The organism is Pseudomonas sp. RP-B7 (assembly GCF_059803535.1).
Genome location: NZ_JAPFHC010000001.1, coordinates 142438 through 165970, shown reverse-complemented (window position 1 = coordinate 165970; position 23533 = coordinate 142438). Strand labels below are relative to the sequence as shown.

The window sequence follows — 23533 nt, the reverse complement described above, 5'->3', positions numbered from 1 at the left end:
AGGCAGGAGATTTACGATGTCAGCCGTTCAAGGAGGCGCAGGGGAGCCGATGCCGGTCTCGCGAATCATTACGGGAGGGTATGGAAGCGACCTCGGACCAGGGGCGCACTGTCGCGTCACCCGCGTGGCACTGCAGGACGGGCTGGACATCGTGCGCTGGCAAAGCACGTTCGAGCAGCCGATCGAGTTGCCCTTGCAGGACGACAGCGGGTGCATCCATTTCAGTTTCACCAACCTGCTCAAGGGCAAGGCCGCGTGCAGCTTCAAGGAAGGGCGTCGGCAACGGCGCTATGCGATTGACGAGGGTGCCGGCAGCATCAGCTTCGGGCGGTGCCGCCATGGCGTTTATCACCAGCATGGCGAGATCGATAACATCACCGTGATGATCCGCCCCGCAGTGCTCGCGCAGTGGGAACTCAAACTCGACCCGTTGCTGAACAAGGCGCTGGCCTGTGATCATTGTTTTCTCGATGGTCATCGCAGCGGCGAAATGAGCGCCACCGCGCATATGCTCGGCACCGCAATGGACCAGGGCGCCAGCCTGCCGCCGGCCCAGCCGCGCAGCAGCCTGTGGCTGTATGGGCAAAGCGTCACCTTGGTGAGTCTTTTCCTTGAGGCGCGCCAGGACGCCGAATGCACGTGTCGCGTCAGTAACACAGACCGCCAAAGACTGGTACGTGCCCGTGATCGTCTGCTCGAGGACCTGGGCAAGGCGCCGAGCCTGTCGGAGCTGGCGCGTGAGTCCGGGTTGAGCCAGCCCAAGCTGACACGCGGGTTCCGCCAACTGTTCTTCAACAGCGTCTACGGTGTATTCCAACAAGCCCGGATGATCCAGGCGCGCAGCCGCTTGATGAGCGGCGATGAATCTGTGATGCGCATCGCCTCGGACCTCGGCTATGCCAACGCCAGCCATTTCGCCACGGCGTTTCGTAAGCAGTTCGGAATCAACCCGTCGACTCTCAAGAACGGTGGCAGAAGTAAATCATTTGGTGTCAGTGCGTAATAAACGAAGTAGAGCCTGAGTGTTCCAGATACGTTTGACGCAGGCAGATGTGCAGCGGTTCTGACGGATGCCCCAGTGAAATAGACCACTTTTGCCAAAGTAGCTTGAACATTGATGGTTGGGAAGGTTGGGACTTTCACATGCTCGCCGTTGTTCAATACGAGTCTGCAACGAAGGTGTGTAACTGGCGAATGTGCGTAGCCGGCACTGCTTTCCATAGACATTGGAGGATAAATTTGATTTCTCAGAGGTGTTTTTTGAAGGTTGCTGCGGTGATTGTCATGGCTAAACCCAGCATGGTCGCGCTAGGCAAAAACAGAACCATGGGACTAAGCGAAAAAGGTAGGGATAAATAAATGACCCATGGCGCCAGCAGCACTGGCACTACCGCACGCTTAGCGCGGTGATAGACAAAACTGCTTTCTCGGCCCGCGCCAAATTTTCGTAGGTCACGGCGCATCAAACCATCGACAAAACCAGTGAACATCGCCAGCAAGAACAGCGGCGTGGCCAGGATCAGAATGGTCAGGCGCACCACGAAGGTAAAGGTGACATAGACCGCCGCCAGCCCGAAATCCTCAATGCTCATGTATAGCTGATTGGTCCAACTCCAAAAGCTGTTGCCCTGGCTCGATACCCGCGCCTGCTGGGCAAAATCTGCGAAGCCTGTCTTGACCAACAACCACTGATTGAGAAAATCCAGCCACTGGACAATCGTTTGTCCGGGCTGTTGGAGGATGAGAGAAGATTTGAAGTGCTCACTCAGCCAGTCCAGTTCGTTCGTCAACATAGCTTGGCTGTGCCGCCAACCCTGATCACCCCAGAACAGCAGCAGGCCAGCGAATTCGATCAGGATCGAAAACAACAACGAGGCGACCAGCAAACCGATGATGCGTAAAACCAAGCCAATCGCCGAGACGATTATTCCCGGGCGTTGGATCGGTTGTGGCGGCGTGTTCTGGACGGAAGTCGCCATCGTATACTCCATTGCGCACCGTTGAGTTGATGCCGCCACGGCGCCTGCCGAATACGTGTTTGGTGAATCGAAACCTGTGGCGAGGCAGGTCTATCCCACCTGATCCAGATCGAAGTTTGTGGTTGGACCGCCACCGCTTGCGCTCCACCATTGCCCTGCCTGTTCGTTATAGGTGGCCCGCATCCGCAGGGTAAGCTCCTGCAGGTTCTTGGGCATGGCGTCGTCGTTGGAGGGCTTAGGTAAAGGCATGCGGACTTTCCAAAGCTGACCACCGGTCTGGAAGGAGAACATCTGCCCCTTGGGCAAACTGACGATATGAGCGGGCTCGATCAGCGGCACATTGGTGCTGCTGACACGGTCCTGTGAGGACGAGGTGAAATCGGTGTTGGCCTCAGGATCGGAGGTGTCGGTGGCGCCCGAGACCAGGGTCTTGCTCAGTACGTTGACCTTGGGCAACTGCTGGGTGAGTAATTCAGCGGTGGCGGTCTCGCGCACGCGGAGCATCTGCAGGGTGTTGAAGTTGCCGATCACTTGGCCAGCTTTCGCCCGGTTACCGATGCGCGCTTCGATATCGCTAAGGGTTTGGGTGTAGGCGGTTACCTGGATGCCGGCGCCACCTCCCTTGTTGATCAGCGGGATGAACTCCTCGCCCATCAACTCATTGAACTCATCAGCGTGCAGGTTGATCGGCAGCTTGTCACTGCCGCTGCGTGATGCGGGCAGGCCGTGGTCAATGCCATGTTTGTAGATGTGGCCCGCGACCGAGACCAAGTCGGCGAACATGGAGTTGCCCACCGCGGCGGCCACCTCGGCATCGGTCAGTGCATCCAGGCCGACGTAAACGATGCCGCGTTTTCGGATGACCTGCATCCAGTCGAAAATTGGCCGCGGATCATCCAGGTCGGTGTAGTTGGGAGCCAGTAGCTGGGCGGTCTTGCCGGTGGTGAGTTTTTCCAGCAGCGGTAGTAGCGAGGCAACGATTTTGTCGAAGTAAGTACGGTCGTAGCGTACCGCCGAACGCAGTCCGTCCATGACCGGATCAAATACCCGCTTCACCGCCAGATACTGCTCGATGGCCACCACCCGCTTTTCGCGTCCCATCATATGCCGGGGAATGTTTTTCTCGGTGAGCTTGCCTTCGAGCTGGACGATCACCTCCCACGCCTTAGGGTCGGTCTTGGCGAAAAACTGCTGGGCGTACTCGATGAACAGCGCGTCGATGTTGACCACATGCCGTTGGATTTGCAGGTAGTCTGGACGTCGACCCAACTCGATCAGAGCCCGGGCGATGATATTGACGAAGCGCCAGGCGAACTCGCGAAACGCCGCCGAGTTACCTTCGCCACTGAGCTGCCCAGCGATGCGCGACGCCACTTCTGAGATGCGTCCAAAACGTCCCACCGCGTTGTAACGGGCAGAGATCTCTGGCCAACCCAGATGGAAGACATAGAACTCTTTTTCCCGACCGGCGCGTTTGGCTTCGACATACATGCGCTTGAGCAAGTCCGCATCCCCCTTTGGATCGAAGACAATGACCACCTCATGTTCGACGCGGTGAATGTCCTGGGTGATGTACACCTCGGCGAGTCGCGTCTTGCCAACACGGGTCGTGCCCAGCACGAGGGTATGCCCGACTCGTTCACCCAGCGGCAGACTGACTTCCGTTTCGTCGGGCTCGACCCCATGTAACAGCGGTGAGCCACCGACTGGGGGTAAAGGGCGCAACGGATTAAAGGCGCTGTCCCAGGCCGTGAAACGGGCCAGTGTCGAGAGCGGAAACGGTGCATGTTCCAGGCGACGTTCGAGTCCACGTGCCAGGCGGTAACGGGTCGGTTGGTCGACGTAGTGAGCGACGGCCGGATCCTGGGCCTCGACTAAGCGCTGGGTGTGCAGGCGGGTCCAGCGAAAGCCTCGGCCCATGAACAGACGTTTGCGGCTCACCGGAATCTGCCGGCTGGTCAGCTCGTAGCGAGGCAGCCGGCGGATATTGCGCCGATAGCGCAACACCTCCCAGGCTTGTCGGAGGCGGATCAAACCGAACAGGGCATAGGCCAGAGCCGCAATCAGACCGATCTCGGGTGATAGGGCCACGGCCCAGGGCGAATACACGCATAACACTGCCGCGGCGACACAGATCGCCACGGTATACAGCTCGACTGCGGGCCGGAGTTTGGACTCCATCGCATGCTCGGCCATGACCCAGACTCACTGTTCCAGTGAGGTGGCTGTGATTAAGACAGGGTAGTGCTCAATTTTCAGGCGAGAGGCGATTTCGTTGCCGTTGACCGGCAGGATGGTGATGCCCGGCGCGGCTGCTCGAATTCGGGCCAGGGCTTCAGTATCGGTCACTTCGACGGCGAGGCCGGCCGCTCCCATTTCATGCAGTTCAGTCGCGCGCTGATGCAGCCAAGCCAACGATTGGGGATCCTCCCCGACAAGGAAAAATGGCTGCAAGCCCGGCATGTCCAGGGTACGAGTTGTGATTTGGCCAGGGCTCAAGTGAGAGCCGCGCACGGGCAGTATCCAGGTTTCATCGGCAAATGCAGATAGGTCTGCATGTATGGCCCGAGCAGGCTGGGTCTTGTTGTTTATTGGCGGCCTGGAAGCTTCAAACTGGGGGCGGGTGAAACCGCCAGGCTGAACTTCTGCAAACGACAGTCCCGGCTGGGCGAGCGCAGCCAAGAGCACGGCGAAGTAATACGCACTGGGAATTCGCTTCATGGTGGTGTGCCCTGTTTAAAGGAAACCTGCAGTCGTTCGAGTTGTCGGGAAAAGCCGGCGCGGTAACGCGCGGCCGGCGTTCCTCCTGCCGGGCGGTGATATCGGCCAGCAGCTGACACCCAATCACCGGTGACGGCGTGATGCTCTTGCAGCAGCGCGGCAGTCACGGCCAGATTGCGATAGGGTTCAAGGGCTTCGCAGGGACTGGAAAAACGTTGTCCGTGATAACCCAGGTTGATTTGCCCAAGCCCGGCATCGACCCGCTTGGCGTCATATTGAGCAAGCGCCTGAAGCAAGGCGTGGCAGGCGGTCTGACGAGTGGCGAAACGGTAAGGGCTACCAGCAATATTCAGTGTCCAAGGCCAGGGCAACAGTCGACCACGGAGACGGGCGCCACTCTCTTGCAGGGCAATCGCGAACAACACCGTAGGAGGGATGTTGGCGTCATGCGCCGCCAGTTGATAAGCCGGAGGCGGAAGCTCATCAGCGTGGACGGCGAGCACTGTCAGCAGGGGCGCAATAGCAATCAGTCGAGACGCTGCCATTGTCCATTCACCTGCTGAAATGTGACGGGTAACGGTCTCGGGGCACCCAGGCTGAACCAGCGACCACGATCATGGTTCAGGGTGATTTGCCGGCGTTGAACCTTGCTCGGATCAATGCCTGCTTGCCGGGCCCAGCCACGGACATGTTCATCCTCACCTTGGCTACCCACCAGGTAGATATCTAACGCCGTATTACTGCTTTGCAGACGCTGTGCTTCGGCGGTGCATGCTGGGCAATGGTCCTCGACAAACAGCGCTTGGCGCGGCTCTACCGATGAGCTGGCAGGGGGCGGGGATGCCATACCCTGAATCGGCAACAGTCCAGGAAACAGCTTGGCCCAAGCTGCGGTGTAGGCGTTTTGGTAAGCCAGCTCGCGCTCGGCACGTTTGGCTTCCAGCGCTACCTGCAATTCGGCATAGCGCTGACGCTCTTGGTCGTTCTCTGCTTCGACGCCGAGTGCAGTCAGCGGATCGAGATTCGGGCTCCAGTAACCACGCGGGCCGGATTGGATCTGTTCGAAGCGTGTCCACTCCTGCCCCGTCAGACCCCAGCTTGCCGCCTGTTCAGAGTGCGAACGCTCCAGCGGAGCAGACTGCGTGTCCTGGATCCGTGACGGTGTCGTGACAGGGTTGCCCAGCGCAGCGCCCGTGCTCAGCAATGAAACGAAACAGACGATGGGGCTCAGCGGAGCTCTGTTCATGATCGCTTCTCAAGGGAGGTGCACGGTCTGGTCTGGGTGAGCGGTCACCGCGAAGATAGCCGCGTTCGGCTCCAGCACCTTCAGTTGCCATGTGCCAAACTGCTCGCCGTTGTGCAGCAACTGGATATCATTGAGCGAGCGACTGTCAGGAGGTGCGACCGCCAGAAAGCGCTCGCCACCGCGGAACTCGACGCTCAACACTGAAAATGGCGGCAGGAGCGGGGCAGGCTTAGGCTGAGCGGTTTTTTTCGGCTTGGTCGAGGAAGGCGTTGGTGGTGGGAGTGGTGGCTGGCTTTTGAGGTCCAGGAGTTGCTGCTCGACGTGCTCAAGTCGTGCGCGTAGCGCGATCATGTCGGCTTCGGTGGCACGGTCTGCCAGACCGTCGCGTAGCTCCTGTATCTCTTGCGCCCATTGATCCAACATCGGATCGAGGGTATTGGCCTGTTGCTCACCGGTATCGACCATCTGCTTCAGGTCTTTCAGTGCGTACTGCAGCTTCTCCTGAGCATCCAAGAGGGTGCTTGAATCACGTTGCAGGGTATCCAGGGTCTGTAGGTGTTGGGCATTCGCATTTTCCAGCTCGATCACGCGTTGATTCTGGTTATACAAACCACCACTCAGCCCGGAGACCGCCAGGCAAAGTGAGCCGACAATGAGGGTTTGAAACGTCGTGGCTTTCATGGGCGTGCCTCAGGCTGATGGGCCGCGCTGGGTGCGAGCCGCACGACGGCAGCATCATTTTTTTGCCGTTCGAAGCAGACCGAACGGCTGACCTCATCGATCGTGAGTTGCCAGGCGGGGCCAGCCAGTACTTGTAGAGCGTTGCTTAATGAAATCGGGCCGAGCCGGTAATGGGCGGCAGGCAGTGGCCGGGTAAACAGTATCTTTACTTGTTCGGCGGCAGGGCAGAGCGAATAACCTGAGCGCTGCAGCACATAGTGCATCGCTTCCTGTACCGAAGGATTCAGGTTGGACGGAATGCTCACTTCGACGATTTGAGCGAGAAGATTACGTTGTTCCGTGGTGGGCTCGGTGCTGACCAGCGCATAGCGGCCATAGCGGAGCTCTGTCGGACGACTCTCTTCGGCTGTACTCCTCGAAAGCTGGGCCCGATTGGAACCATCGGCATTCTCTGGACTAGTCGGCAATGGGGTGGGGATCTGCGCCGTGCAGGCACTCAATAAACCCAGCAGGCAGACAGGCGTGAAAAAACGCTCCATGGACAAAACCTCATGTCAGATTCAGTGCAGAACCTGACATGAGGTGAAGGAGCGATTCAGTGAGTAAGTTGATTCAAGGCGGGTCGTGTTTAAGTTGAACGCGTTGCTATTTCGTCATAAATGGCTAGCCCATCCAAGACGGCAGCGTCGGGGTCGAAAATCAACAACCTCACATCCGCTAATGCCGCCAGATACAGTACGTTGACCAAGGCCTCTGGCGTACCGGCGTCGAGCTGCTCTTGCCTCAGCGAAGAGTAAGGGTTGCCGTCGATCTTCACCAAGTTATCGTCGGTCCAGGGCGTGCCGATCAGCTTACACCCGACGCCATTGCAGTCTGGCAGGGCAAAGGGTTCAAACAGCAGTCCAGTTGGCTTGGAGTCGACATTGCCAACCCGGCTTGCCAAGTGGCGCAGTGCTTCGTCAGTCAGGTGTACGGTACTGATTTCCCAAGCTCGACTGTAGTGGCCCGTTTCGAAGCTCAAACGATGGACCATGGCTTGGGCTTCTTCCAGCGAGTACAGGTCACCGACATGATGTCGCTCGTTGAGCATTTCGCCAGTCAAGGCATAGATCACTTGCCGCACCACCCCGGTGGACTGGAAGCGTTCATTCAATTCATCTGGAATGCACTGGCCTTCGCTGATCAGAGCGAAGTCGTCGTTGAACACGCAGGGATAGAGTTCTAACGCATCGTCAGGCAGATGGGATTGTGCGTCGTGTACGGAGCGAAAGCAGGGAGGGCAGTCGTTTGCGTAGGTGATCAGTAGCAGTCGCTCGATATGCAAGTTGTCGTAGCCACGAGCAAATGGGTTTGAGGTTTCCAGCAGACCTGGGGGTTGGGGTGAAGGGTTCATGAGGTTTCTCCAGAAGGAAATGAAAGGCGCCCGAAGGCGCCTGTAAGGGTTAAAGCCAACCGTATTCGGCAAGAGAAAGTGGGCGACCTTCCCCCACGATGAAGTGATCCAGTACGTGAACCTCGATCAACGCCAAGGCCTCCTTCAACCGTGCGGTCAAGACGCGATCTGCCTGGCTGGGTTCTGTACATCCCGAGGGGTGGTTATGAACAAAAATGGCAGCAGCTGCGTTACGTGCGAGGGAGCGCTTGACGACTTGGCGGGGATAAACGCTGGCGCCATCGATGCTTCCGTGAAAGAGGATTTCGAATGCCAGAACGCGATGGCGGGCATCGAGAAAAATCACACCGAAAACCTCATGCTCTTGTGGCGCAATATGCAGTTTTAGGTACGAGGCCACGGTGTCAGGTGAAGTCAGGCCGGGGCCGCGGGTGAACAGCCGGCGATCCAGAATGTGCAGCGCCTCGTCGATCAGCTGGTTTTCCTGGGCGATACGATCAGCTTCGATATCCGAGGTTTCAATCAGGGTGAGTTGGGTGCTCATGGGGACCTCCGAAGGGAACAATCCGGGGGTACACACCCGAGGGGAGTGGTGTCCCCGAGGTGGATATAGAGTCACAGGCATTGCGCGATGACGCGCTGTTTACAGCCGTGTGAATCGGTGGCGTTGTCCGTGCAGGTGTGAATCGCAACCGTCGCAGGGCAATGGGGAAAAGGTTCTTATGCCACGGCCAGTTTCGGGGTCGAAGTCGGCACTGATGGGCATTAGCCGAACCAGCCCGCGATGGAGGCCGGCGATGCGTTTCTCGATTTCATCCGTCGTGTAGTAGAGCGATACCGTGCTGTAGTCCTCGTAAGCCGCAGCGAACATGCAATCGTCGCAAAGCCAGAAGGATTCCATGTTGGTTCTCCTGTGCTGGTTGAAGAAAAGGCGCTCGATTGAGCGCCTTGATGTAAACATCGTGAATTGTTCAGGCGGACTGAACAGTACGTGTAGCGACACGGCGGGCCGTGCGGGGAGCGGGTGCAGATTCAGGCTCAATCCTGGACTTTGTTGGGTTGTCGGTATCCTCAGCTTCGATATCAGCCGACGTTGGGGATGGCTGACTGTTTGGCGCTTGCTCAGCAGGTGCTGTTGCCTCCTGCCTGGCAGGCGCTTTGTATTCGAACGTGCCGTTGACCTTGATCCAGTCGATGTACAGCAGACGACCTTTCAGGCTGGCGCCCGGTTGGCCTTGTTTATCGCCCTTCTCATAGAGAAATGGATCGATCCACAGATCGCCGATACGGAACGACAGCAAGACCTTTTTCTCGGCTTTGACGGCGTCCATATAGAGACGAATCAAGCGTTCAGCTTCGCCCCCAGCGACTTTGCAGTCGAAGCGGGTGTACTCGACCGCATCGGTGGCACCGTGCAGGGCGGCGATATCGCAGGCCATGAACGGCTGGCCGCGGCGGACTTGTACTTCGCGGACACGGTTGAGGTAGCCGATACCGACGGTGTGCAGATTGAAGTAAGTGTTCGCTTCTTGGGATTGGTTGGTGTGGGCCATGGTGGTTCTCCTGTTTCAAGGGAAAACGGCGACGCACAGCCCCTGACGGGGAAGTGAGTCCCCGTCAGGGTGGGTTAGGTGAAGGCGAACGATGAACGACTCGTCACCGGCAAGCCGATGACCATCAGATCGATGCGCCTGGAGAATAGGGGGCAGCAGAGGAGAAATCCGCAGCATATCTGCGGACCTAGGGTAGTGGGCATTCATCACCGCTGAAGCGGTAATCGTGCGAGCCTCCGAATGCTGATCGCACTTGGGTAAACCACCACAACCGTGGCGTAGCCTTGAAGGTTCAAGCTACCTGGGCTGGGCTGTCAACGACAGCGAACCACGCCCTTTGTATAAGCCTGTCACAGGGGAGCGTCAAGACGCCGTAAGCTGATTTTTTTAGGCCGGAATTTAGTGGCAATCACTGGACGGAAGAAAGTGAAGAGTAGGCCTGGCGGGGTTCCAGGCGAGGAATAGAAAAGCCACCTTAGGCGGTCTGACGCAGTCGACAAGCTCCTCGCAAAACTTGATTTAACTGCGCCATGATTCGCCAACCGACCCTTATCGTGGCCTGGGTCGGAATACGCTGGCACGCATCCGCGCACAAAGGGTGCCCAGTGTTTCCCCGGCGGGCTCCGGGACTGAATGCGATCGCCGTAGCGGATGACCGCTGCTGCCTGGCAGAGGCGACAGTGGTCATCCGCCACATTGATCCGGTCGAGCACAAAGCGGGAATGAAATTCCGCAGAAGAGAAGGCTCCGAACTCAGGGAGTCCGACCGAGCTACCCGGAGCGAATCGATCTTGGGTCGCCGTAAGCGATGATCCTGCAGCACTACAGCAGAGGGGGCGGGACGACGTCAAGCCTGTGAGCGAAGAGGTTATTTGCTACTGAGATGAGCGGCCAGCTGTTCGACGGTCGTCAGGATAAAGGCACGGTCGCGTTCTTGAAGACCGCTCAGCAGGCCCGCGATCATTTGGCCCTGGTCGTTGGGGCGATTGCTCGACTCCGTCAGCAGCTCATCCATTCGACAGTCGAAAATATCTGCTAACTGCATCAGCTTGACCACGGAGAGCTCCACCACACCCCGCTCAAGGCGCGAAATGGCTTCGCTGCCAATACCCAGGCGTTCTGCCACCTCTTCCTGGGTCAGATTACGCTGGGTGCGGTGCTTCGCGATCATGCGTCCGATTTGGGCTTGGGTTGGATGTTTATGTGCCAAGTGATGAGTTCTCCAATTCAACCCGAATGGTTGAGCAAAGACCCATTGACATGAACATCCCTATCGGTTGAGTATCGACTTGTAGGGTTGTTATATTGACTGAAATAGCTATTTGTCGCGACGTGACATGTGTTCCTCCAGGAATCAGAGCCCGTAGTGACCAGTGAGACTGAGCGGTCTGATAGGACCAAAAGGAGGCAAGGTTGAGCATGGATGAGCAGCGAGAGAAAGACATGGATCTGATCTGGGATCGAACGCTGGAGCTGTTCATCAAGATCCATGATTGCCCTGATAATCCTGCACATCTCGACAGCCTTGTTCATTGGCTCAACGAGGATCCTGCTCACCTGAAAGCGTTCAACGAACTGGGGCAAATATGGATAGCGACAGGCATCGCTTTGGCCCGTGAAATCGGACAACCGCTAGACGACTTGGAGAAGGATCAGGCGCCGTTGATGATGCACTGACGACATCCCCCAAGGTTCATGTGAGCGCCAAATGGTGCCTCATGGACGACGTATACCTTTATTGATCGGCACGGTGCCTTTGCAGTCCGGGTAGTGGGAGCATGACCAGAACGACCCTGATTTTCCCTTCCGCCTAAGCGTTGAGGCGTTGCAAATGGGGCAGACAGGCCCGGCTTCGACCGGTACCGACAAGGTGAGCGCTCCGCAGTTTGCGATCAACTGCGTAATCCAATGCGCCTGCTTGGCGACGAATGCATCCAAGGTCAGACGTCCCGCTTCGATTTCATCCAGAGCTTGCTCCCAGATCGCTGTCATACCCGGATCCGCGACTGCAGCGGGCACCGCTTCGATCAGGGTATGGGCCGCAGCGGAGGCCATTAAGGCACGTTTTTTCTTCAGCAAGTAACCGCGATCAATCAACCCTTTGATGATGCCGGCTCGTGTGGCTTCGGTACCGATTCCAGTGGTGTCCCGAAGTTTCTGTTTAAGGCGCGGGTCGTTGACCAGCTTGGCCACATTTTTCATCGCCTTGATCAGATCGCCCTCGGTGAGCGGTTTGGGTGCAGCGGTGCGCATGGACTTGAGTTCGACGTCGTCCACTGCGCACTGCGCGCCCTGTTGTAAGGCAGGCAACACCTGGGACTTTTGTCTGGACTCATCGTCTTCGGGGTTGTCGGAGAGTAAGCCTTTCCAGCCTTGGACGAGGATCTGTTTGCCAACTGCAGTCAAACATTCGGCGCCACACTCCAGTTCAACCTCGGTTCGATCAAACTCGTGATGCGGCAGAAATTGCGCGAGGTAGTGGCTACGAATCAACTCGTAGACTTGGCGCTCTTGTTCTGACATGCGCTCAAGATTCGCCGGCTCGGTGGTGGGGATGATGGCGTGGTGCGCAGTGACCTTGGCATCGTTCCATGCTCGTGAGCGCAATGATCGATCGATGCTTGCGAGCGCTGGGCGTAACGCGGGATCCATTTTGAGCATGGCATCGAATACCGCGGCTACCTCGTTGAACATGCTCTCTGGCAAATAGCGGCAATCGCTGCGCGGATAGCTGGTGGCTTTGTGGGTTTCATACAAAGCTTGAGCGGTGTTCAGCGTTTCCTGAGCGCCGAGTCCCAACTTGCGTGAACAGACTTCTTGCAGTGTGCTCAGGTCGAAGGGCAGGGGTGGCGCTTCGCGCAAATGCTCAGTCTGCAGCGAGACTACGGCGGCGGTCTTGCTGCTAGAAATCGCTTGGGCGGTCTGACTGGCAAGCGCCTGCTGCAGGCAGCGACCGGCTTCGTCACGTCCTGAGGTTGGCGGTATCCACGACGCTATGAAGGGTTGCCCCGTTGAGGACAGGTGCACATCCACCACCCAGTACGGCACAGAGACGAAGCTGGCAATCGCGCGGTCTCGTTCAACCACCAAGCGCAAAGTGGGCGTTTGGACGCGTCCAACCGACAGCACGCCGTCATAGCCCGCCCGCCGTCCTAGGAGGGTAAACAAACGACTGAGGTTCATACCAATCAGCCAGTCGGCGCGGCTGCGGGCGAGGGCTGAGTGATAGAGCGGGAAGGTCTCCTGACTAGACTTCAGCGAGGAGAGTGCTTTGCGAATCGACGCCTCGTTGAGTGCGGATAACCAGAGGCGCTCAACAGAACCACGATAGTTGCAGAGCTCTAATAACTCGCGGGCGATCATTTCACCTTCGCGATCGGCGTCGGTGGCGATGACTACGGTGGTAGCTTCGTTGAACAGCTGTTTGATGATTTTGAACTGCGCGGCAGTCTTGGGTTTGACCTCAACCTTCCACTGCGCGGGAATGATCGGTAGATGATCCAACGACCAGGTTTTGTACTGATCGCCATAGGCTTCAGGTGGGGCCGTTTCCAGCAGGTGACCGATACACCAGGTGACGGTTGTCTCGGTTCCGACCAGGCAGCCATCGCCACGTCGTGTGGCCTCGAGGACCTTGGCGATGTCACGACCTTGGGAGGGTTTCTCGCAGAGAAAAAGACGCATAGAACTGCTCCGGGTTGAGTTCGGAGCAGCGTTGTTGGAAACTGCAGACTAGGGAAATGAGAAATCTGAATCGCGGGTTCTTCCTATTTATGAAGGGATATCAAGAGTGGGTGATGTGACAGGCTACCAATCAGTAAGAAAAAACAGCATTCTCCAGTCAGCCGTCTTCGCGGAGGCCATAGACGAGCATCCCTCTGATGATACGTTTGGCAGCGGTGATTGAACCCCCTTGTTCTAAGTCATTGTGTTCAACCGTTTACTTATTTCTGCTTCCTGCCTGAATTTCCTTGAGTATGGCTATTGGGGGGCATGGCTGAGCTTGGACCCATGGTGCTGACGATAAGGTCGTTTTCTCGAAACAGCGGACAGCAGAATGCATTGACGCTTGGTATCATTTCATCGTCGACGTCGTAGAGGCACTGCCGGATTAGCTCTAGGCGCACCGCTGAATCTTCCGCAGTACTCACAAAACGCTTTCTAAGATGCGGCAGTGGAGCGGTTGCGAGAGATGCCGGCGCCATAGACTTGCATGGTGCCAGCAACTATTGCTTTGGCCGCAACCCACTCGGCTACGACTTGTATGTAAATGAAATGCGTTCACCCTTATATCAATATGCGGCGGTATAAATCGCCAGCGCGTCCTCCTCAAGCACCGGGCGCGGATTATTGACCAGCAGCCGCTGCTGTTGCATCGCGCTGCGGGCCAGCTCCGGCAGGCTTTCCAGGGTGACTCCGGCGTCGCGCAAGCGCACAGGCAGCCCGACGGCCTGATGGATCCGAAGCAGTTCTTCAATCAGTTGCGCGGCCCCATCCCCCGGCTTCAGACGGTCGCCCAGCACGCACGGCGCGAGTTCGGCGTAGAGCGCGTGGGCGTGGGACAGGTTGAAGGTCAGCACCGGGTTGAGAACCAGTGCGTTGGACAGCCCGTGGGGCAGGTAAAACGTAATGCCCAGCGGGTAAGCCAGTGCGTGTACCGCCGCCACTGGGGCGTTGGCGAAAGCCTGGCCGGCCAGGCACGCGCCGAGCAGCATGGCCTGGCGCGCTTCAAGGTTCTGCGGCTCACGCACCGCTCGCTCGATGTTCGCGCTGAGCAGGCGCAAGGCTTCCCGGGCGAGCAGGTCGGAGATCGGGTTTTTACGCAGTTTGCTGGTGTAGGCCTCAATGGCATGCACCATCGCGTCGATACCCGTGGCGGCAGTCACCGGGCCCGGCAGGCCTACCGTGAGCTGTGCGTCGAGTATCGCAAGGTCCGGCAGCAGCTGCGGGGAGACCACGCCTGATTTACCGGTCGCGGTGGTGACGATGGAGATCGGCGTCACTTCTGACCCGGTGCCAGCAGTGGTCGGCACCTGGATCAAAGGCAGGCGTGCGCCGCTGGCCTGGTTGACGCCATAAATGTCGCTCAGCCCCTGGCGTTGCGCAGGGTGGGCGAGGTAGGCGACCAGCTTGGCGGTGTCCATGGAGCTGCCGCCGCCGAAGCCGACGATCAGATCAGCGCCCATTGCCCGCGCCTGTTCAGTAGCGGCCAAAACCAGTTCTTCGGCCGGGTCGGCGAGTACGTCGCTGTACACCTGCAAGGTGATCCCCGCAGCGGCAAAGCCGGGCAACACCGACTCCAGCAGGTTGTGGCGCAGGATCCCGGCGTCCGTAACCAGCAACACATTACGAGCACCCCGGGCCGCGCAATGTTCTGCCAGCTGGGCGGCGGCGCCCGTGGCGCAGATCAGGTGGGCGGTGGTGCTGAAGTTAAAAGCTTGCATGAGTCACCTCTACATATTCTTGGATGCACTGACGTGCTTATTCGGGTTGAGGGGGCAGACCGGCGTCGATGATCACCTGGGCCACCGCTTCCATGCTGGTGCGGCTGGCCATGGCGTCTCGTTGCAGGCGCCGGTGAGCGTCGTTTTCACCGATTCGATGGCGGGCCATGAGCAGGGCCTTGGCCATGGAAATTTTCGACACCGCCGGTTGGCGAGTCTGCAATTTGCGCAACTGCGCCAGCATGTCGATGCGTGCACGCCAGGCTGCGCGGGCCATCAACAGCTGGGTCAGCAGGCCGAAGGGTCTTAGCGGGCGTTCGATGACGGCAGCGGGCTGGGTTTCCAACACCAGTTGCAGCATCGACGGGTTTTCGTAGCCCACTACCGCAATGATCGGTGGCGCCTGCTCGCTCAACCCTCCCATCAGCGCCTGGGTGTTCAGGCGCTGGCTCAGTTCTACGGCGAGCAGCACCACGTCGGTGTGTTCTGGCAAGTGCGCGGGCACCGGCCAGCATTGCTCGACGATGCAGCCGATACGCTGCAACTGGTCCAGCACCACGCGGGCCTCGGCGTCTACCGGATGAATCACCAGCACGCGCAGGCCCATGAGTTCGCGCAGTAGCGAAGGTGCCTGGGTCATCTCGCACTCCCGTCGTTCATGGCTGCACGTCCAACTGGTAGTCGACCATGTAGGGGCTGGGTTTCACCGGCTGCTCGCTTTGTACCACCAGCTTGAACTGACGCTGGTGGTCGAGGCGGGCAATCCTTGGCCACAGCCAGGTGTGCTGGGTGTCCGGGTCGATCTGCACGCGACCCTGGGGAGCGTCGAATTGCGCGCCCGCCAACGCCTTGCGCAGTGCTTCGATGGAGGAGCCCTCCGCGCGCCGAGCCGCTTCGGCGAACAGGTGCACCTGGAAATATGCCGCCTCGGCGCCTGCCGTCAATGGCGCTGCTTCGCCAAAGCGTGCGCGGTAGCGGGAGACGAAGGCCTGGCTGGCGGGCGTCGCCAGGGTTGAGAACCACGGCGCCGCCGAAACATGCCCTTCGGCTTCCTCGTCGCTCATCTGCAACACGTCGACTTCGTTGGTGGCAAGGCTGACGATAGGCATGCGCGACGGGTCGAGCCCCGCCTGCCGATAGGCGCGGTGGAGGGCCGGAATGTCACAGCCCACGATGGTCGAGTAGATCGCATCCGGCGCCGTGGCCTGGGCCCGTTGCATCACCCGCTCGAAGTCTTCGGCGGTGGCGTGGAAAGGCACGTAGATCTCGTGCACCACCTCGCCGCCCGCCTGCTCGAACAGCTCGCGCATGATGCGGTTGGACTCGAACGGGTAGACGTAGGAGCCGCCAACGAACAGCACCCGGTTGCCGAAATGCTCCAGCACGTAACGCGCCAGTTGCACCGAGTTCTGGTTCGGCGCGGAGCCGGTGTAGTAACACCAGGGTGAATACTCAAAGCCTTCATAAAGCGTGGGATAGAACAGCAGTCGGCGGCGGCTTTCCACAACCGGCAGCACCTCTTTGCGGGTGCTCGACATGTGCGTGCCGAACAGCACTTGCACCTGGTGTTCGTCACACAGGCGCACGGCACTGTCGCGATAGTCCGCAGGCTCGGCGCCAGGGTGGCCATCCACCGGCACCAGCAGCTGTCCATGGATACCACCGGCGTCGTTGATTTCGGCGATCGCCAGGTGCGTGGCATTGGCCTGGGTGGTTTCCGAGGCAGCGGTAAGGCTGTTCTCGGAAAACAGCAGGCCGACTTTGTAGTCAGAGATGCTCATGAAATCAGGCTTTCCCAGTCGATATGTTGTTCAAACGCGTGCCCGGCCTGGTACAGCGTGGCCTCATCGTAATCCCGTGCCACCAGCATCATGCCCACCGGCAGGCCTGCCGCGAGTCCGCAGGGAATCGACAGGGCCGGGTGGCCAGTCACATCGAACGGCGCGGTATTGGCGTTCATTTCCAGGGCCCGTTGCACCCACTCGCTGGCCGAAGCATTCGCGGCAGGCAGAATAGGCGCCTTGAGCGGGACGGTGGGCATCAACAGCACATCAAAATCCTGCAGCTGTTGATCATAGGCTGCACGCAACTGCCGCGCCGCGTTCTGGGCCTTGGCGTAATACTGCCCACCGAAGCGCTGGTAAGCGTAAGCCCCGGCCAACAGGCAGGTTTTCAGGTCATGGGGGAATGCCCCGGCCTTGCTTTGCCAGTCCTGCTGGGCGCTCATCAGGCTTTCCACGTACAGGCCTTTCCAGTTCGAGCCGTAATTGTAGCCGCGCAGCAACTGGGTGGTGCCTTCCACCGCGATGGGGGTCCAGATCGCATGGCCCAGGGCGTGCAGCGGGATGGAGATGTCCTCGACCGTAGCCCCGAGGCCTTCGAACAATGCCGCCGCGCGCCGCACTGCCGCATCGACATCCGCCTCGGAGTTGGCATGCCCGAACCCTTCACTCACCACGCCGATGCGCAGGCCCGCGCAGCCTTTGCCTAGGGCCTGGGTGTAAGCCTGAGTGGGCACGACCCGGTCCTGGCGCGGGTCCAGGCCATCGGCGCCCGCCAGCACCTCCAGCAATAACGCGTTGTCGGCCAGGTTGGCGCTCATGATCCCGGCGTGATCCAGGGTCATTTCGATGGGCATGATGCCGGTATAGGGAATCAACCCATGGGTTGGCTTCATGCCGTAGATGCCGGAGTAGGCGGCCGGGATGCGGACCGAGCCTCCCTGGTCGGTTCCGATACCCAGGTCCACTTCGCCAGCGGCGATCAACGCTGCGCAGCCCGAGGACGACCCGCCGGTGGAGTGCCCCGGATTACGCGGGTTGTGCACCGCGCCCGTGGCGTTGGTGTGGCTGCTGCCCGACACGCAGAAAAACTCGCAATGGGCCTTGCCGAGAATCTGTCCTGCGGCATCCAGCACCCGGGTCGCGACGGTGGCGTCAATGTCCGGTACATAACCGTGCAGCGTCGATGCGCCGTTCATCATCGGCACGCCCGCCAGGCAGATGTTGTCCTTGAGGGCCACACGCTTGCCTGCCAGCTTGCCGGTCGCGGCACCCTGAATGTCGGTGCGTACGTACCAGGCGTTGTAGGGGTTGTCTTCGGGGGGCCGACCGGCGTCCCTTGGATAGCGCGGTGCTGCTGGTGCGCTGGCGATCTCGTCCAGGCGGTCGTAGTCCTGCCAGACGGCCTCGAGAATGTGGGCGTATTCGTCCAGCAGCGGCGCTGCCACTTCCAGGCCAAGGCGGTGGCCGACCTCAGCGAGATCAGCCGGGGTAGGGCGTTGAATAGACATGACAGATTCCTTATGAATGAAAGCCCATGAAGCGCTCGGCGATGGCCTCGGCACTGGTGTGGGCCGGGTCGACCTCGTCCACCAGTTGGCCGTTCTCGATGATCAGGATGCGATCGGACAAGGCGCTGAGAAACTCGATGTCCTGCTCCACCAGGATCACCGCCAGGTTCTGTTCCACGCGCAGGCGCTGCAGGGTTTCAATGATTTCGTCACAAATGGAGGGCTGGATGCCTTCGGTGGGCTCGTCCAGCAGAATGATTTTCGGGGACCCGCACAGGCAGCGAGCCAGGGCCAGCAACTGTTGCTCACCGCCGGACAACGCGCCGCCGGGTTGGTCGAGCAGGCGTTGCAGGCGCGGGAAGTACGCGAGGATGCGTTCGATGGTGTCGTCTGCCGAGGCGAAGTCCTTGACGCAGCCCATGCGCAAGTTCTCCCGCACGCTCAGGTACGGAAAGATCTGTCGGCCCTGGGGCACGTAACCGATACCGGCGCGGGCCCTTTGGTGCGCTGCAGCGGTGCTCAGATCCTGGCCGGCAAAATGCAGGCTGCCCGCCATCGCCGGTAACTCGCCCATCAGCGCACGCAACAGCGTGGTCTTGCCCATGCCGTTACGGCCCAGCACGCCCACGCAAGTATTCGCGGCGCTGTTGAGGTGGATGTCGCGTAGCACGGGAATGCGGCCATAACCGGCAGATAAACCGATGACGTCAAGCATGTTTGATCTCCTGCTTGCCCAGATAGGCCTCACGTACGGCCGGATCCTGGGTCACCTGGGCAAAGCTGCCCTGCGCCAGGACCGCGCCTTGGTTGAAGACGGTGACGGTGCCGGCAATCAGGCGGATGAACTCCATATCGTGCTCGACCACCACCACGGTGCTGTGGGCATTGATTTCTTTGATCAGGGCAGCGGTCTTGCGAACTTCCTGGTAAGTCATGCCTGCGGCGGGTTCGTCCAGCAGTACCAGGGTCGGGCGCGACGCGAGGATCATGCCCAGCTCGACCCATTGGCGCTGGCCATGGGCGAGGTCGCCGACAGGCCGTGAGCGCAGTTCAGTCAGGCCGATGCGTTCCAGCGTCTGCTCGGCGGTGTCGCGGGCTTCGCCGGGGGCCTGCAGGCGACTGGCAGCCAGGCGCAGGTTTTCCAGCACGTCCAGGCCGTCAAATACGCTGGGCGCCTGTGTCTTGATGCCAATCCCCAGTCGCGCCACCTGATGAGGCGCCAGCCCGGAAATGCGCTGGCCTTTGAAGTGGCACAGGCCGCGCGTGGGTTTGAGCTGGCCGCTGAGCATTTTGAAAAAGGTGCTTTTGCCAGCGCCATTGGGGCCAATTAGGCAGCGCAATTCACCGCTTTGCAGGGTGAAATCGACCGCCTTGACTGCGTGCACGCCGCCGAAGCTGACGCCCAGGCCCTGAGTTTCGAGCAGGTTCATGGGGCTTTCGAGCTGGCTCATAGGGCGCGCTCCTGTGCCGGGGTCGCTTGGGGGCGACGTTTCACGACACGCGTCGCCAGGGTGCTCAGTGCGGGCAGCAAGCCACGCGGCAATAGCATCACGAACGTCAGCAGGATCAGGCCCAGAACAAAGCCGCTGTCCACGTGCTGCTGTTCACCCAGGCGCGCCATAAGCGCCTGAATGCCAACGCACGCCAGGATCGGCCCGAACAAGGTGCCACGCCCACCGACAATGACCCAGATGATGATCTGCGCCGATTGCGCCAGGCCGAACACCCCTGGGCTTACAAACGCGCCCCAGTTGGCGAACAGGCAACCGGCCAAGCCGGCGATTCCGCCACCCAGGCTGAACACGATCAACTTGTGCAGGCGCGTGTCATAGCCCAGCAACCCGGCGCGCTGCTCGTTCTCGCGAATCGCCACGACCACTTTGCCAAATCGGCTGGCCAGCAGGCCGCACAGGCCCAGGTAACACAGAATCAGCGTGGCGCCGATCACCTGGAACAGGGTTTCAGGCTCCAGCACATGATCCGGATTGAACGGTACGTTGAGCGTGGGAATCGCCGGAATGCCGTTGAACCCGCCCAGCAATGCGCTGCCGATTTGGTATTCGGAGCCAGACGTGGAGTTCATCACGTTGAACAGAATCAAGGTGACTGCAAGGGTGATCACGCCCAGGTACACATCGCTGATGCCGCCGTAGAACATGAAGTAACCCATGGCGGCGGCGACCAGCGCCGGTACTGCGATGGCCAGCACTACCGGCCAGGTGCTGTCGCCGATATTCAGCACACCGATGGCGTAGGCGTAAGCGCCCAGGCCGAAGAACGCGGCCTGGCCAAAGCACAGAATGCCGCCAAAGCCCCAGATGAACGCCAGGCTCAGGGCCAGCAGCGCCATGACCAGGTAGATGGTCAGCGACAGGAGGGTAAACAGGTCCAGCCACTGCGGTAGGACTGCCACCAGCACGGCCGCCATGACGCAGCCGAGCACGGGCAATAGCGTACGGGTATCAACAGGCATCAGAACGCCCTCCGAAAGAATCGACCGGTAATGCCCTGAGGCAGTACTCGAATCAGCACAATGGCCGCCAACAGCAACGCCACTTCACCAAAGACCGGTGTGCTGAAAAAGGTCACCACCTGGCTGATCAAGCCAAAGCCACTGGCTGCTGTGAGGGTGCCGGTAATCACTGCACTGCCACCGCCGATCACCGTGATGAACGCTTTGGCGATGTAGCTGGCGCCCAGAGTAGGAATCACACCGGTCAACGGTGCCAGCACTGCGCCGCCCAGACCCGCCAGCGCTGCACCCAGGCCAAACGTCAGGCTGTAGATGCGCCCGGGATTTGCGCCCAGCGCGGCAGCCATTTTGGCGTTCTGCATGGTGGCGCGTGCGCACAGGCCAAAATGGGTGAAGCGCAGCAATGCCCACATGCCCAGCAGCACCACGACCGCCACGGCAATGACAAACAACCCGTAGCCGCTGGTTTGATAAGCACCAATGGAGATGCCCGGCAGCGGCGAACTGATGCCCACCGTGGTGTTGCCGAACAACATGGTGGCGGTGCCGGTCAGCGCCAGGCTCAGCCCCCAGGTCGCAAGCATGGTGTCAACCATGCGGCCATACAGGTGCCGTACCAGCAGACGCTCCACCAGCATGCCGAATAGCCCAACGCTCAGCGGCGCCAGCACCAGGATCGAGATCCAGATCGGCACATGCAGATTATGGGTGGCAAGCACGGCGACGTAACCGCCCAGCATCATGAATTCGCCGTGAGCCAGATTGATGATTTTCATCATCCCGAACACCACCGCTAGACCGATGCTCAACAGCACCAGCGTGGCGATCGCACTGACGATCTGCAGGGAGAAAATGGCAGCCCAATCCATGTCCGCCTCCTTACAGCGCGATGCTGTATTGTTTTGCGTCGCGGGGGTTCTTCACCAGGTTGCACACGGCGGCGGTGTCCGATGGGCCTTGCTGGGCAAAGCTCTCGATGACTTCCAGGCGTCGGTCGCGCACCTCGGCGATATGCACGTCGAGCACGCAGTGGTGAGTGGCCGGGTCAACGCTGACTTTGCCGCTGGGCAACTCCAGGCTGATGCCTTTTTCCAGCGACTCAATCACCGCCATGCGCTCGACAGTGCCAGCCTGACGCACGCCCTCGGCCCACAGCATCATGCCCTGGTAAGCGCCCATCGCCAGTTCGGTGATGTACGGGTAATCCGCGCCAAAGCGTTTGTGGAAACGCTCGACGAATGCCTGGTTCTGCGGCGTTGCCAGTTCCTGTACGTAGTTCTGGCAGATGAGGATGCCGTTGCTTTCTTCCGATGAGAGCACGATGTGTTCGTTACCCCCGGCGAACGTCGTCGAGGCGATAGGCAACTTGCCGGTCATGCCCGCAGCTTTCCACTGGCGATAGAACGACATGTGCGCGCCGCCCACCAGCGCCGACCAGACGAAGTCGGGCTTGGCTTCCTGGATCTTGGAAATGGTCGCGCCAAAGTTGGTCACGTCCAGCGGGAAAAACTCGATGCCGACGCTTTGCCCGCCAGCCTGTTCCACGTACTTCTTGACCCAGGCGGTGACGATCTGCCCGTAGTTGTAGTCGGCGGCGACGATGTAGACCTTCTTGCCCCACTTTTTGGTGACATGGGACACCAGCTTCTCGACGGTCTGGCCGGGGGTCACACCGGTGCCGAAGAAATTGCGGTCGCACACACCGCCTTCATATTGGTTGTTATAGAAGTACAGGGTCTTGTAGCGGTCCAGTACCGGGCGCACCACCTCTCGCGAGGCCGACGTGATACCTGCATGCACCACTGCGGCTCGGTCCTTGAGCGCTGCCTGTTGGGCATATTGCGCGTAGAGCTGCATGTTCGACTGAGTGTCGTACTTGATCAGGTTCAGCGGACGACCCAGCAGGCCGCCGCCGCTGTTGAGTTCTTCGACCGCAAAGGTCAAGGCATCGACGATGGGTTTGCCATAGATGTCCAGGCCACCGGAGTTGTCATAGAGCGAGGCGATATTGATCGCGTCTTCGGCGGCAAACGCCGAGAAGCTCTTGAGGCTCAAGGTGGACAATGCCGCAGCGGAAATCGCGGACGTACGCAGGAAAGCACGACGATTCATAGCCATTGGGAAGACTCCTGGAAACCAGGCCCGCACGTCCACCACAGCGCTAGCCAGCCGGAAGAAGCCAGGCATGACAGTCTGCGATGGATCAGAAAGGGTCTGGGATGAAATGCAGGCGGGGAAGGAGGGCCTGATTTCACATACCGACGGCGCTGTCGGCAAGATAGGTGATTCGCTTCACTTGGAAACGCCAGCCGCATCGTTGGGGCTGGGTCGTCCATCGCAGGGATGGAGGAAACGAGTGCCGCAAGGGACGGCAGCACTCAGGCAGCAAATTATAGGCCAGAATAACTATCTCTATATTTTTCAAATAGATGAAGATGCCGCTCAAGTTTTGTCGCGCCCCAAAAAATGTCACCTGGGTAGAATCGACGCACTGAACGCGCACGTTTGAGGCGTATGGCCCTATATGCATCTTGCTCCTCCATACGCTGGGGTATGGAAATGTCGCCCCAGATGCATCGGATACCTGCTTCCTCGAAGGTCTCCTCACCTGGCTTATAGCGAAAGAAGCGATCTCCGAAGCGTGGCCTTGGGTGCAGTTGGCTTTTGATCTCAAGTATGAAGAGGTCCCTACTTTTCCTATTTACGAGCCACGAACCTCCACTGTCCTTGAGTATCACGCAGAGGCGCAAA

25 protein-coding genes are annotated in these 23533 nt (G+C 59.5%); 3 read left to right on the top strand and 22 right to left on the bottom strand.

The features are described from left to right. The first annotated feature begins 16 nt into the window (after nucleotides 1-16). Nucleotides 17-1003, top strand: a complete 987-nt coding sequence (locus tag OPU96_RS00785) for a helix-turn-helix domain-containing protein (protein WP_267863903.1) — start codon at nucleotides 17-19, stop codon at nucleotides 1001-1003. Nucleotides 1004-1247: 244 nt separating this feature from the next. On the opposite strand, the gene OPU96_RS00780 is transcribed toward OPU96_RS00785, so the two are convergent. From OPU96_RS00780 to OPU96_RS00725, 12 genes are all read right to left on the bottom strand, one after another. Continuing rightward, the gene (locus OPU96_RS00780) at nucleotides 1248-1979 is read right to left on the bottom strand and encodes a TIGR03747 family integrating conjugative element membrane protein (RefSeq protein ID WP_267863904.1); all 732 of its coding nucleotides are present in this window, start codon (nucleotides 1977-1979) and stop codon (nucleotides 1248-1250) included. 90 nt (nucleotides 1980-2069) lie between these two features. After that, a complete protein-coding gene (gene traD / locus OPU96_RS00775) occupies nucleotides 2070-4175 on the bottom strand; it encodes a type IV conjugative transfer system coupling protein TraD (protein WP_267863905.1) in 2106 nt (701 codons plus the stop codon). Nucleotides 4176-4184: 9 nt separating this feature from the next. Then, nucleotides 4185-4700, bottom strand: coding sequence for an integrating conjugative element protein (locus OPU96_RS00770; RefSeq protein WP_498558488.1), 516 nt, complete (start codon nucleotides 4698-4700; stop codon nucleotides 4185-4187). Continuing rightward, nucleotides 4697-5245, bottom strand: a complete 549-nt coding sequence (locus OPU96_RS00765) for a lysozyme family protein (protein ID WP_267863907.1) — start codon at nucleotides 5243-5245, stop codon at nucleotides 4697-4699. Before OPU96_RS00765 ends, OPU96_RS00770 begins: the two co-directional genes overlap by 4 nt. Beyond that, nucleotides 5227-5946, bottom strand: a complete 720-nt coding sequence (locus tag OPU96_RS00760) for a TIGR03759 family integrating conjugative element protein (protein ID WP_267863908.1) — start codon at nucleotides 5944-5946, stop codon at nucleotides 5227-5229. Before OPU96_RS00760 ends, OPU96_RS00765 begins: the two co-directional genes overlap by 19 nt. 9 nt (nucleotides 5947-5955) lie before the next feature. After that, nucleotides 5956-6627, bottom strand: a complete 672-nt coding sequence (locus OPU96_RS00755; protein WP_267863909.1) for a chemotaxis protein — start codon at nucleotides 6625-6627, stop codon at nucleotides 5956-5958. After that, nucleotides 6624-7166: a PFGI-1 class ICE element type IV pilus protein PilL2 gene (pilL2, locus tag OPU96_RS00750; RefSeq protein ID WP_267863910.1), complete on the bottom strand. Its 543-nt coding sequence runs from the start codon at nucleotides 7164-7166 to the stop codon at nucleotides 6624-6626. The genes OPU96_RS00755 and pilL2 overlap by 4 nt, the downstream gene beginning before the upstream one ends. 89 nt (nucleotides 7167-7255) lie before the next feature. Continuing rightward, on the bottom strand, nucleotides 7256-8020 hold the full coding sequence (locus OPU96_RS00745) for a DUF5983 family protein (protein ID WP_267863911.1): 765 nt from the start codon (nucleotides 8018-8020) through the stop codon (nucleotides 7256-7258). 49 nt (nucleotides 8021-8069) lie between these two features. After that, nucleotides 8070-8564: a RadC family protein gene (gene radC / locus OPU96_RS00740; RefSeq protein WP_267863912.1), complete on the bottom strand. Its 495-nt coding sequence runs from the start codon at nucleotides 8562-8564 to the stop codon at nucleotides 8070-8072. Nucleotides 8565-8663: 99 nt separating this feature from the next. Then, nucleotides 8664-8921 (bottom strand): hypothetical protein, encoded by a 258-nt coding sequence (locus OPU96_RS00735; protein WP_498558487.1) that lies wholly within the window; start codon nucleotides 8919-8921, stop codon nucleotides 8664-8666. Between the two features lie 70 nt (nucleotides 8922-8991). Beyond that, complete coding sequence (locus OPU96_RS00730) at nucleotides 8992-9573, bottom strand: STY4534 family ICE replication protein (RefSeq protein WP_267863914.1); 582 nt, start codon at nucleotides 9571-9573, stop codon at nucleotides 8992-8994. 868 nt (nucleotides 9574-10441) lie between these two features. Further along, nucleotides 10442-10783, bottom strand: a complete 342-nt coding sequence (locus OPU96_RS00725) for a helix-turn-helix domain-containing protein (protein WP_213634119.1) — start codon at nucleotides 10781-10783, stop codon at nucleotides 10442-10444. A 209-nt stretch (nucleotides 10784-10992) separates the two neighbouring features. Between OPU96_RS00725 and OPU96_RS00720 the strand changes: the two genes are divergently transcribed. Further along, the gene (locus OPU96_RS00720) at nucleotides 10993-11250 is read left to right on the top strand and encodes a hypothetical protein (protein ID WP_267863915.1); all 258 of its coding nucleotides are present in this window, start codon (nucleotides 10993-10995) and stop codon (nucleotides 11248-11250) included. A 39-nt stretch (nucleotides 11251-11289) separates the two neighbouring features. Here the strand turns inward: OPU96_RS00720 and OPU96_RS00715 are convergent, their stop codons facing one another. The 10 genes from OPU96_RS00715 to OPU96_RS00670 all read right to left on the bottom strand — a co-directional run bounded on the left by OPU96_RS00715 (nucleotide 11290) and on the right by OPU96_RS00670 (nucleotide 22900). Beyond that, entirely contained in the window at nucleotides 11290-13257 is a 1968-nt protein-coding gene (locus OPU96_RS00715; RefSeq protein WP_498558486.1) for a DNA topoisomerase III, read from the bottom strand. Between the two features lie 608 nt (nucleotides 13258-13865). After that, entirely contained in the window at nucleotides 13866-15017 is a 1152-nt protein-coding gene (locus OPU96_RS00710; RefSeq protein ID WP_267863917.1) for an iron-containing alcohol dehydrogenase, read from the bottom strand. Nucleotides 15018-15054: 37 nt separating this feature from the next. Then, nucleotides 15055-15657, bottom strand: a complete 603-nt coding sequence (locus OPU96_RS00705; protein WP_267863918.1) for an ANTAR domain-containing response regulator — start codon at nucleotides 15655-15657, stop codon at nucleotides 15055-15057. Nucleotides 15658-15673: 16 nt separating this feature from the next. Continuing rightward, on the bottom strand, nucleotides 15674-16798 hold the full coding sequence (locus OPU96_RS00700) for a transporter substrate-binding domain-containing protein (protein WP_498558485.1): 1125 nt from the start codon (nucleotides 16796-16798) through the stop codon (nucleotides 15674-15676). Further along, a complete protein-coding gene (locus tag OPU96_RS00695) occupies nucleotides 16795-18309 on the bottom strand; it encodes an amidase (protein WP_498558484.1) in 1515 nt (504 codons plus the stop codon). Before OPU96_RS00695 ends, OPU96_RS00700 begins: the two co-directional genes overlap by 4 nt. A gap of 10 nt (nucleotides 18310-18319) precedes the next feature. Continuing rightward, nucleotides 18320-19024, bottom strand: coding sequence for an ABC transporter ATP-binding protein (locus tag OPU96_RS00690; protein ID WP_267863921.1), 705 nt, complete (start codon nucleotides 19022-19024; stop codon nucleotides 18320-18322). Then, entirely contained in the window at nucleotides 19017-19760 is a 744-nt protein-coding gene (locus OPU96_RS00685; RefSeq protein WP_267863922.1) for an ATP-binding cassette domain-containing protein, read from the bottom strand. The genes OPU96_RS00690 and OPU96_RS00685 overlap by 8 nt, the downstream gene beginning before the upstream one ends. Beyond that, nucleotides 19757-20782, bottom strand: a complete 1026-nt coding sequence (locus OPU96_RS00680; RefSeq protein ID WP_498558483.1) for an ABC transporter permease subunit — start codon at nucleotides 20780-20782, stop codon at nucleotides 19757-19759. The genes OPU96_RS00685 and OPU96_RS00680 overlap by 4 nt, the downstream gene beginning before the upstream one ends. Continuing rightward, a complete protein-coding gene (locus OPU96_RS00675; protein ID WP_267863924.1) occupies nucleotides 20782-21651 on the bottom strand; it encodes an ABC transporter permease subunit in 870 nt (289 codons plus the stop codon). The genes OPU96_RS00680 and OPU96_RS00675 overlap by 1 nt, the downstream gene beginning before the upstream one ends. 10 nt (nucleotides 21652-21661) lie before the next feature. Then, the gene (locus OPU96_RS00670; protein WP_267863925.1) at nucleotides 21662-22900 is read right to left on the bottom strand and encodes an urea ABC transporter substrate-binding protein; all 1239 of its coding nucleotides are present in this window, start codon (nucleotides 22898-22900) and stop codon (nucleotides 21662-21664) included. A gap of 67 nt (nucleotides 22901-22967) precedes the next feature. On the opposite strand from OPU96_RS00670, the gene OPU96_RS00665 reads away from it, so the two are divergent. Further along, a complete protein-coding gene (locus tag OPU96_RS00665) occupies nucleotides 22968-23291 on the top strand; it encodes a hypothetical protein (RefSeq protein ID WP_498558482.1) in 324 nt (107 codons plus the stop codon). Nucleotides 23292-23533: the final 242 nt, after the last annotated feature.

Bases quoted from the DNA above. Each gene is read 5' to 3' on its own strand.
- OPU96_RS00785 (WP_267863903.1), top strand. From the start codon at position 17: ATGTCAGCCGTTCAAGGAGGCGCAGGGGAGCCGATGCCGGTCTCGCGA.
- OPU96_RS00780 (WP_267863904.1), bottom strand. From the start codon at position 1,979: ATGGCGACTTCCGTCCAGAACACGCCGCCACAACCGATCCAACGCCCG.
- traD (WP_267863905.1), bottom strand. From the start codon at position 4,175: ATGGCCGAGCATGCGATGGAGTCCAAACTCCGGCCCGCAGTCGAGCTG.
- OPU96_RS00770 (WP_498558488.1), bottom strand. From the start codon at position 4,700: ATGAAGCGAATTCCCAGTGCGTATTACTTCGCCGTGCTCTTGGCTGCG.
- OPU96_RS00765 (WP_267863907.1), bottom strand. From the start codon at position 5,245: ATGGCAGCGTCTCGACTGATTGCTATTGCGCCCCTGCTGACAGTGCTC.
- OPU96_RS00760 (WP_267863908.1), bottom strand. From the start codon at position 5,946: ATGAACAGAGCTCCGCTGAGCCCCATCGTCTGTTTCGTTTCATTGCTG.
- OPU96_RS00755 (WP_267863909.1), bottom strand. From the start codon at position 6,627: ATGAAAGCCACGACGTTTCAAACCCTCATTGTCGGCTCACTTTGCCTG.
- pilL2 (WP_267863910.1), bottom strand. From the start codon at position 7,166: ATGGAGCGTTTTTTCACGCCTGTCTGCCTGCTGGGTTTATTGAGTGCC.
- OPU96_RS00745 (WP_267863911.1), bottom strand. From the start codon at position 8,020: ATGAACCCTTCACCCCAACCCCCAGGTCTGCTGGAAACCTCAAACCCA.
- radC (WP_267863912.1), bottom strand. From the start codon at position 8,564: ATGAGCACCCAACTCACCCTGATTGAAACCTCGGATATCGAAGCTGAT.
- OPU96_RS00735 (WP_498558487.1), bottom strand. From the start codon at position 8,921: ATGGAATCCTTCTGGCTTTGCGACGATTGCATGTTCGCTGCGGCTTAC.
- OPU96_RS00730 (WP_267863914.1), bottom strand. From the start codon at position 9,573: ATGGCCCACACCAACCAATCCCAAGAAGCGAACACTTACTTCAATCTG.
- OPU96_RS00720 (WP_267863915.1), top strand. From the start codon at position 10,993: ATGGATGAGCAGCGAGAGAAAGACATGGATCTGATCTGGGATCGAACG.
- OPU96_RS00715 (WP_498558486.1), bottom strand. From the start codon at position 13,257: ATGCGTCTTTTTCTCTGCGAGAAACCCTCCCAAGGTCGTGACATCGCC.
- OPU96_RS00710 (WP_267863917.1), bottom strand. From the start codon at position 15,017: ATGCAAGCTTTTAACTTCAGCACCACCGCCCACCTGATCTGCGCCACG.
- OPU96_RS00705 (WP_267863918.1), bottom strand. From the start codon at position 15,657: ATGACCCAGGCACCTTCGCTACTGCGCGAACTCATGGGCCTGCGCGTG.
- OPU96_RS00700 (WP_498558485.1), bottom strand. From the start codon at position 16,798: ATGAGCATCTCTGACTACAAAGTCGGCCTGCTGTTTTCCGAGAACAGC.
- OPU96_RS00695 (WP_498558484.1), bottom strand. From the start codon at position 18,309: ATGTCTATTCAACGCCCTACCCCGGCTGATCTCGCTGAGGTCGGCCAC.
- OPU96_RS00690 (WP_267863921.1), bottom strand. From the start codon at position 19,024: ATGCTTGACGTCATCGGTTTATCTGCCGGTTATGGCCGCATTCCCGTG.
- OPU96_RS00685 (WP_267863922.1), bottom strand. From the start codon at position 19,760: ATGAGCCAGCTCGAAAGCCCCATGAACCTGCTCGAAACTCAGGGCCTG.
- OPU96_RS00680 (WP_498558483.1), bottom strand. From the start codon at position 20,782: ATGCCTGTTGATACCCGTACGCTATTGCCCGTGCTCGGCTGCGTCATG.
- OPU96_RS00675 (WP_267863924.1), bottom strand. From the start codon at position 21,651: ATGGATTGGGCTGCCATTTTCTCCCTGCAGATCGTCAGTGCGATCGCC.
- OPU96_RS00670 (WP_267863925.1), bottom strand. From the start codon at position 22,900: ATGGCTATGAATCGTCGTGCTTTCCTGCGTACGTCCGCGATTTCCGCT.
- OPU96_RS00665 (WP_498558482.1), top strand. From the start codon at position 22,968: ATGACAGTCTGCGATGGATCAGAAAGGGTCTGGGATGAAATGCAGGCG.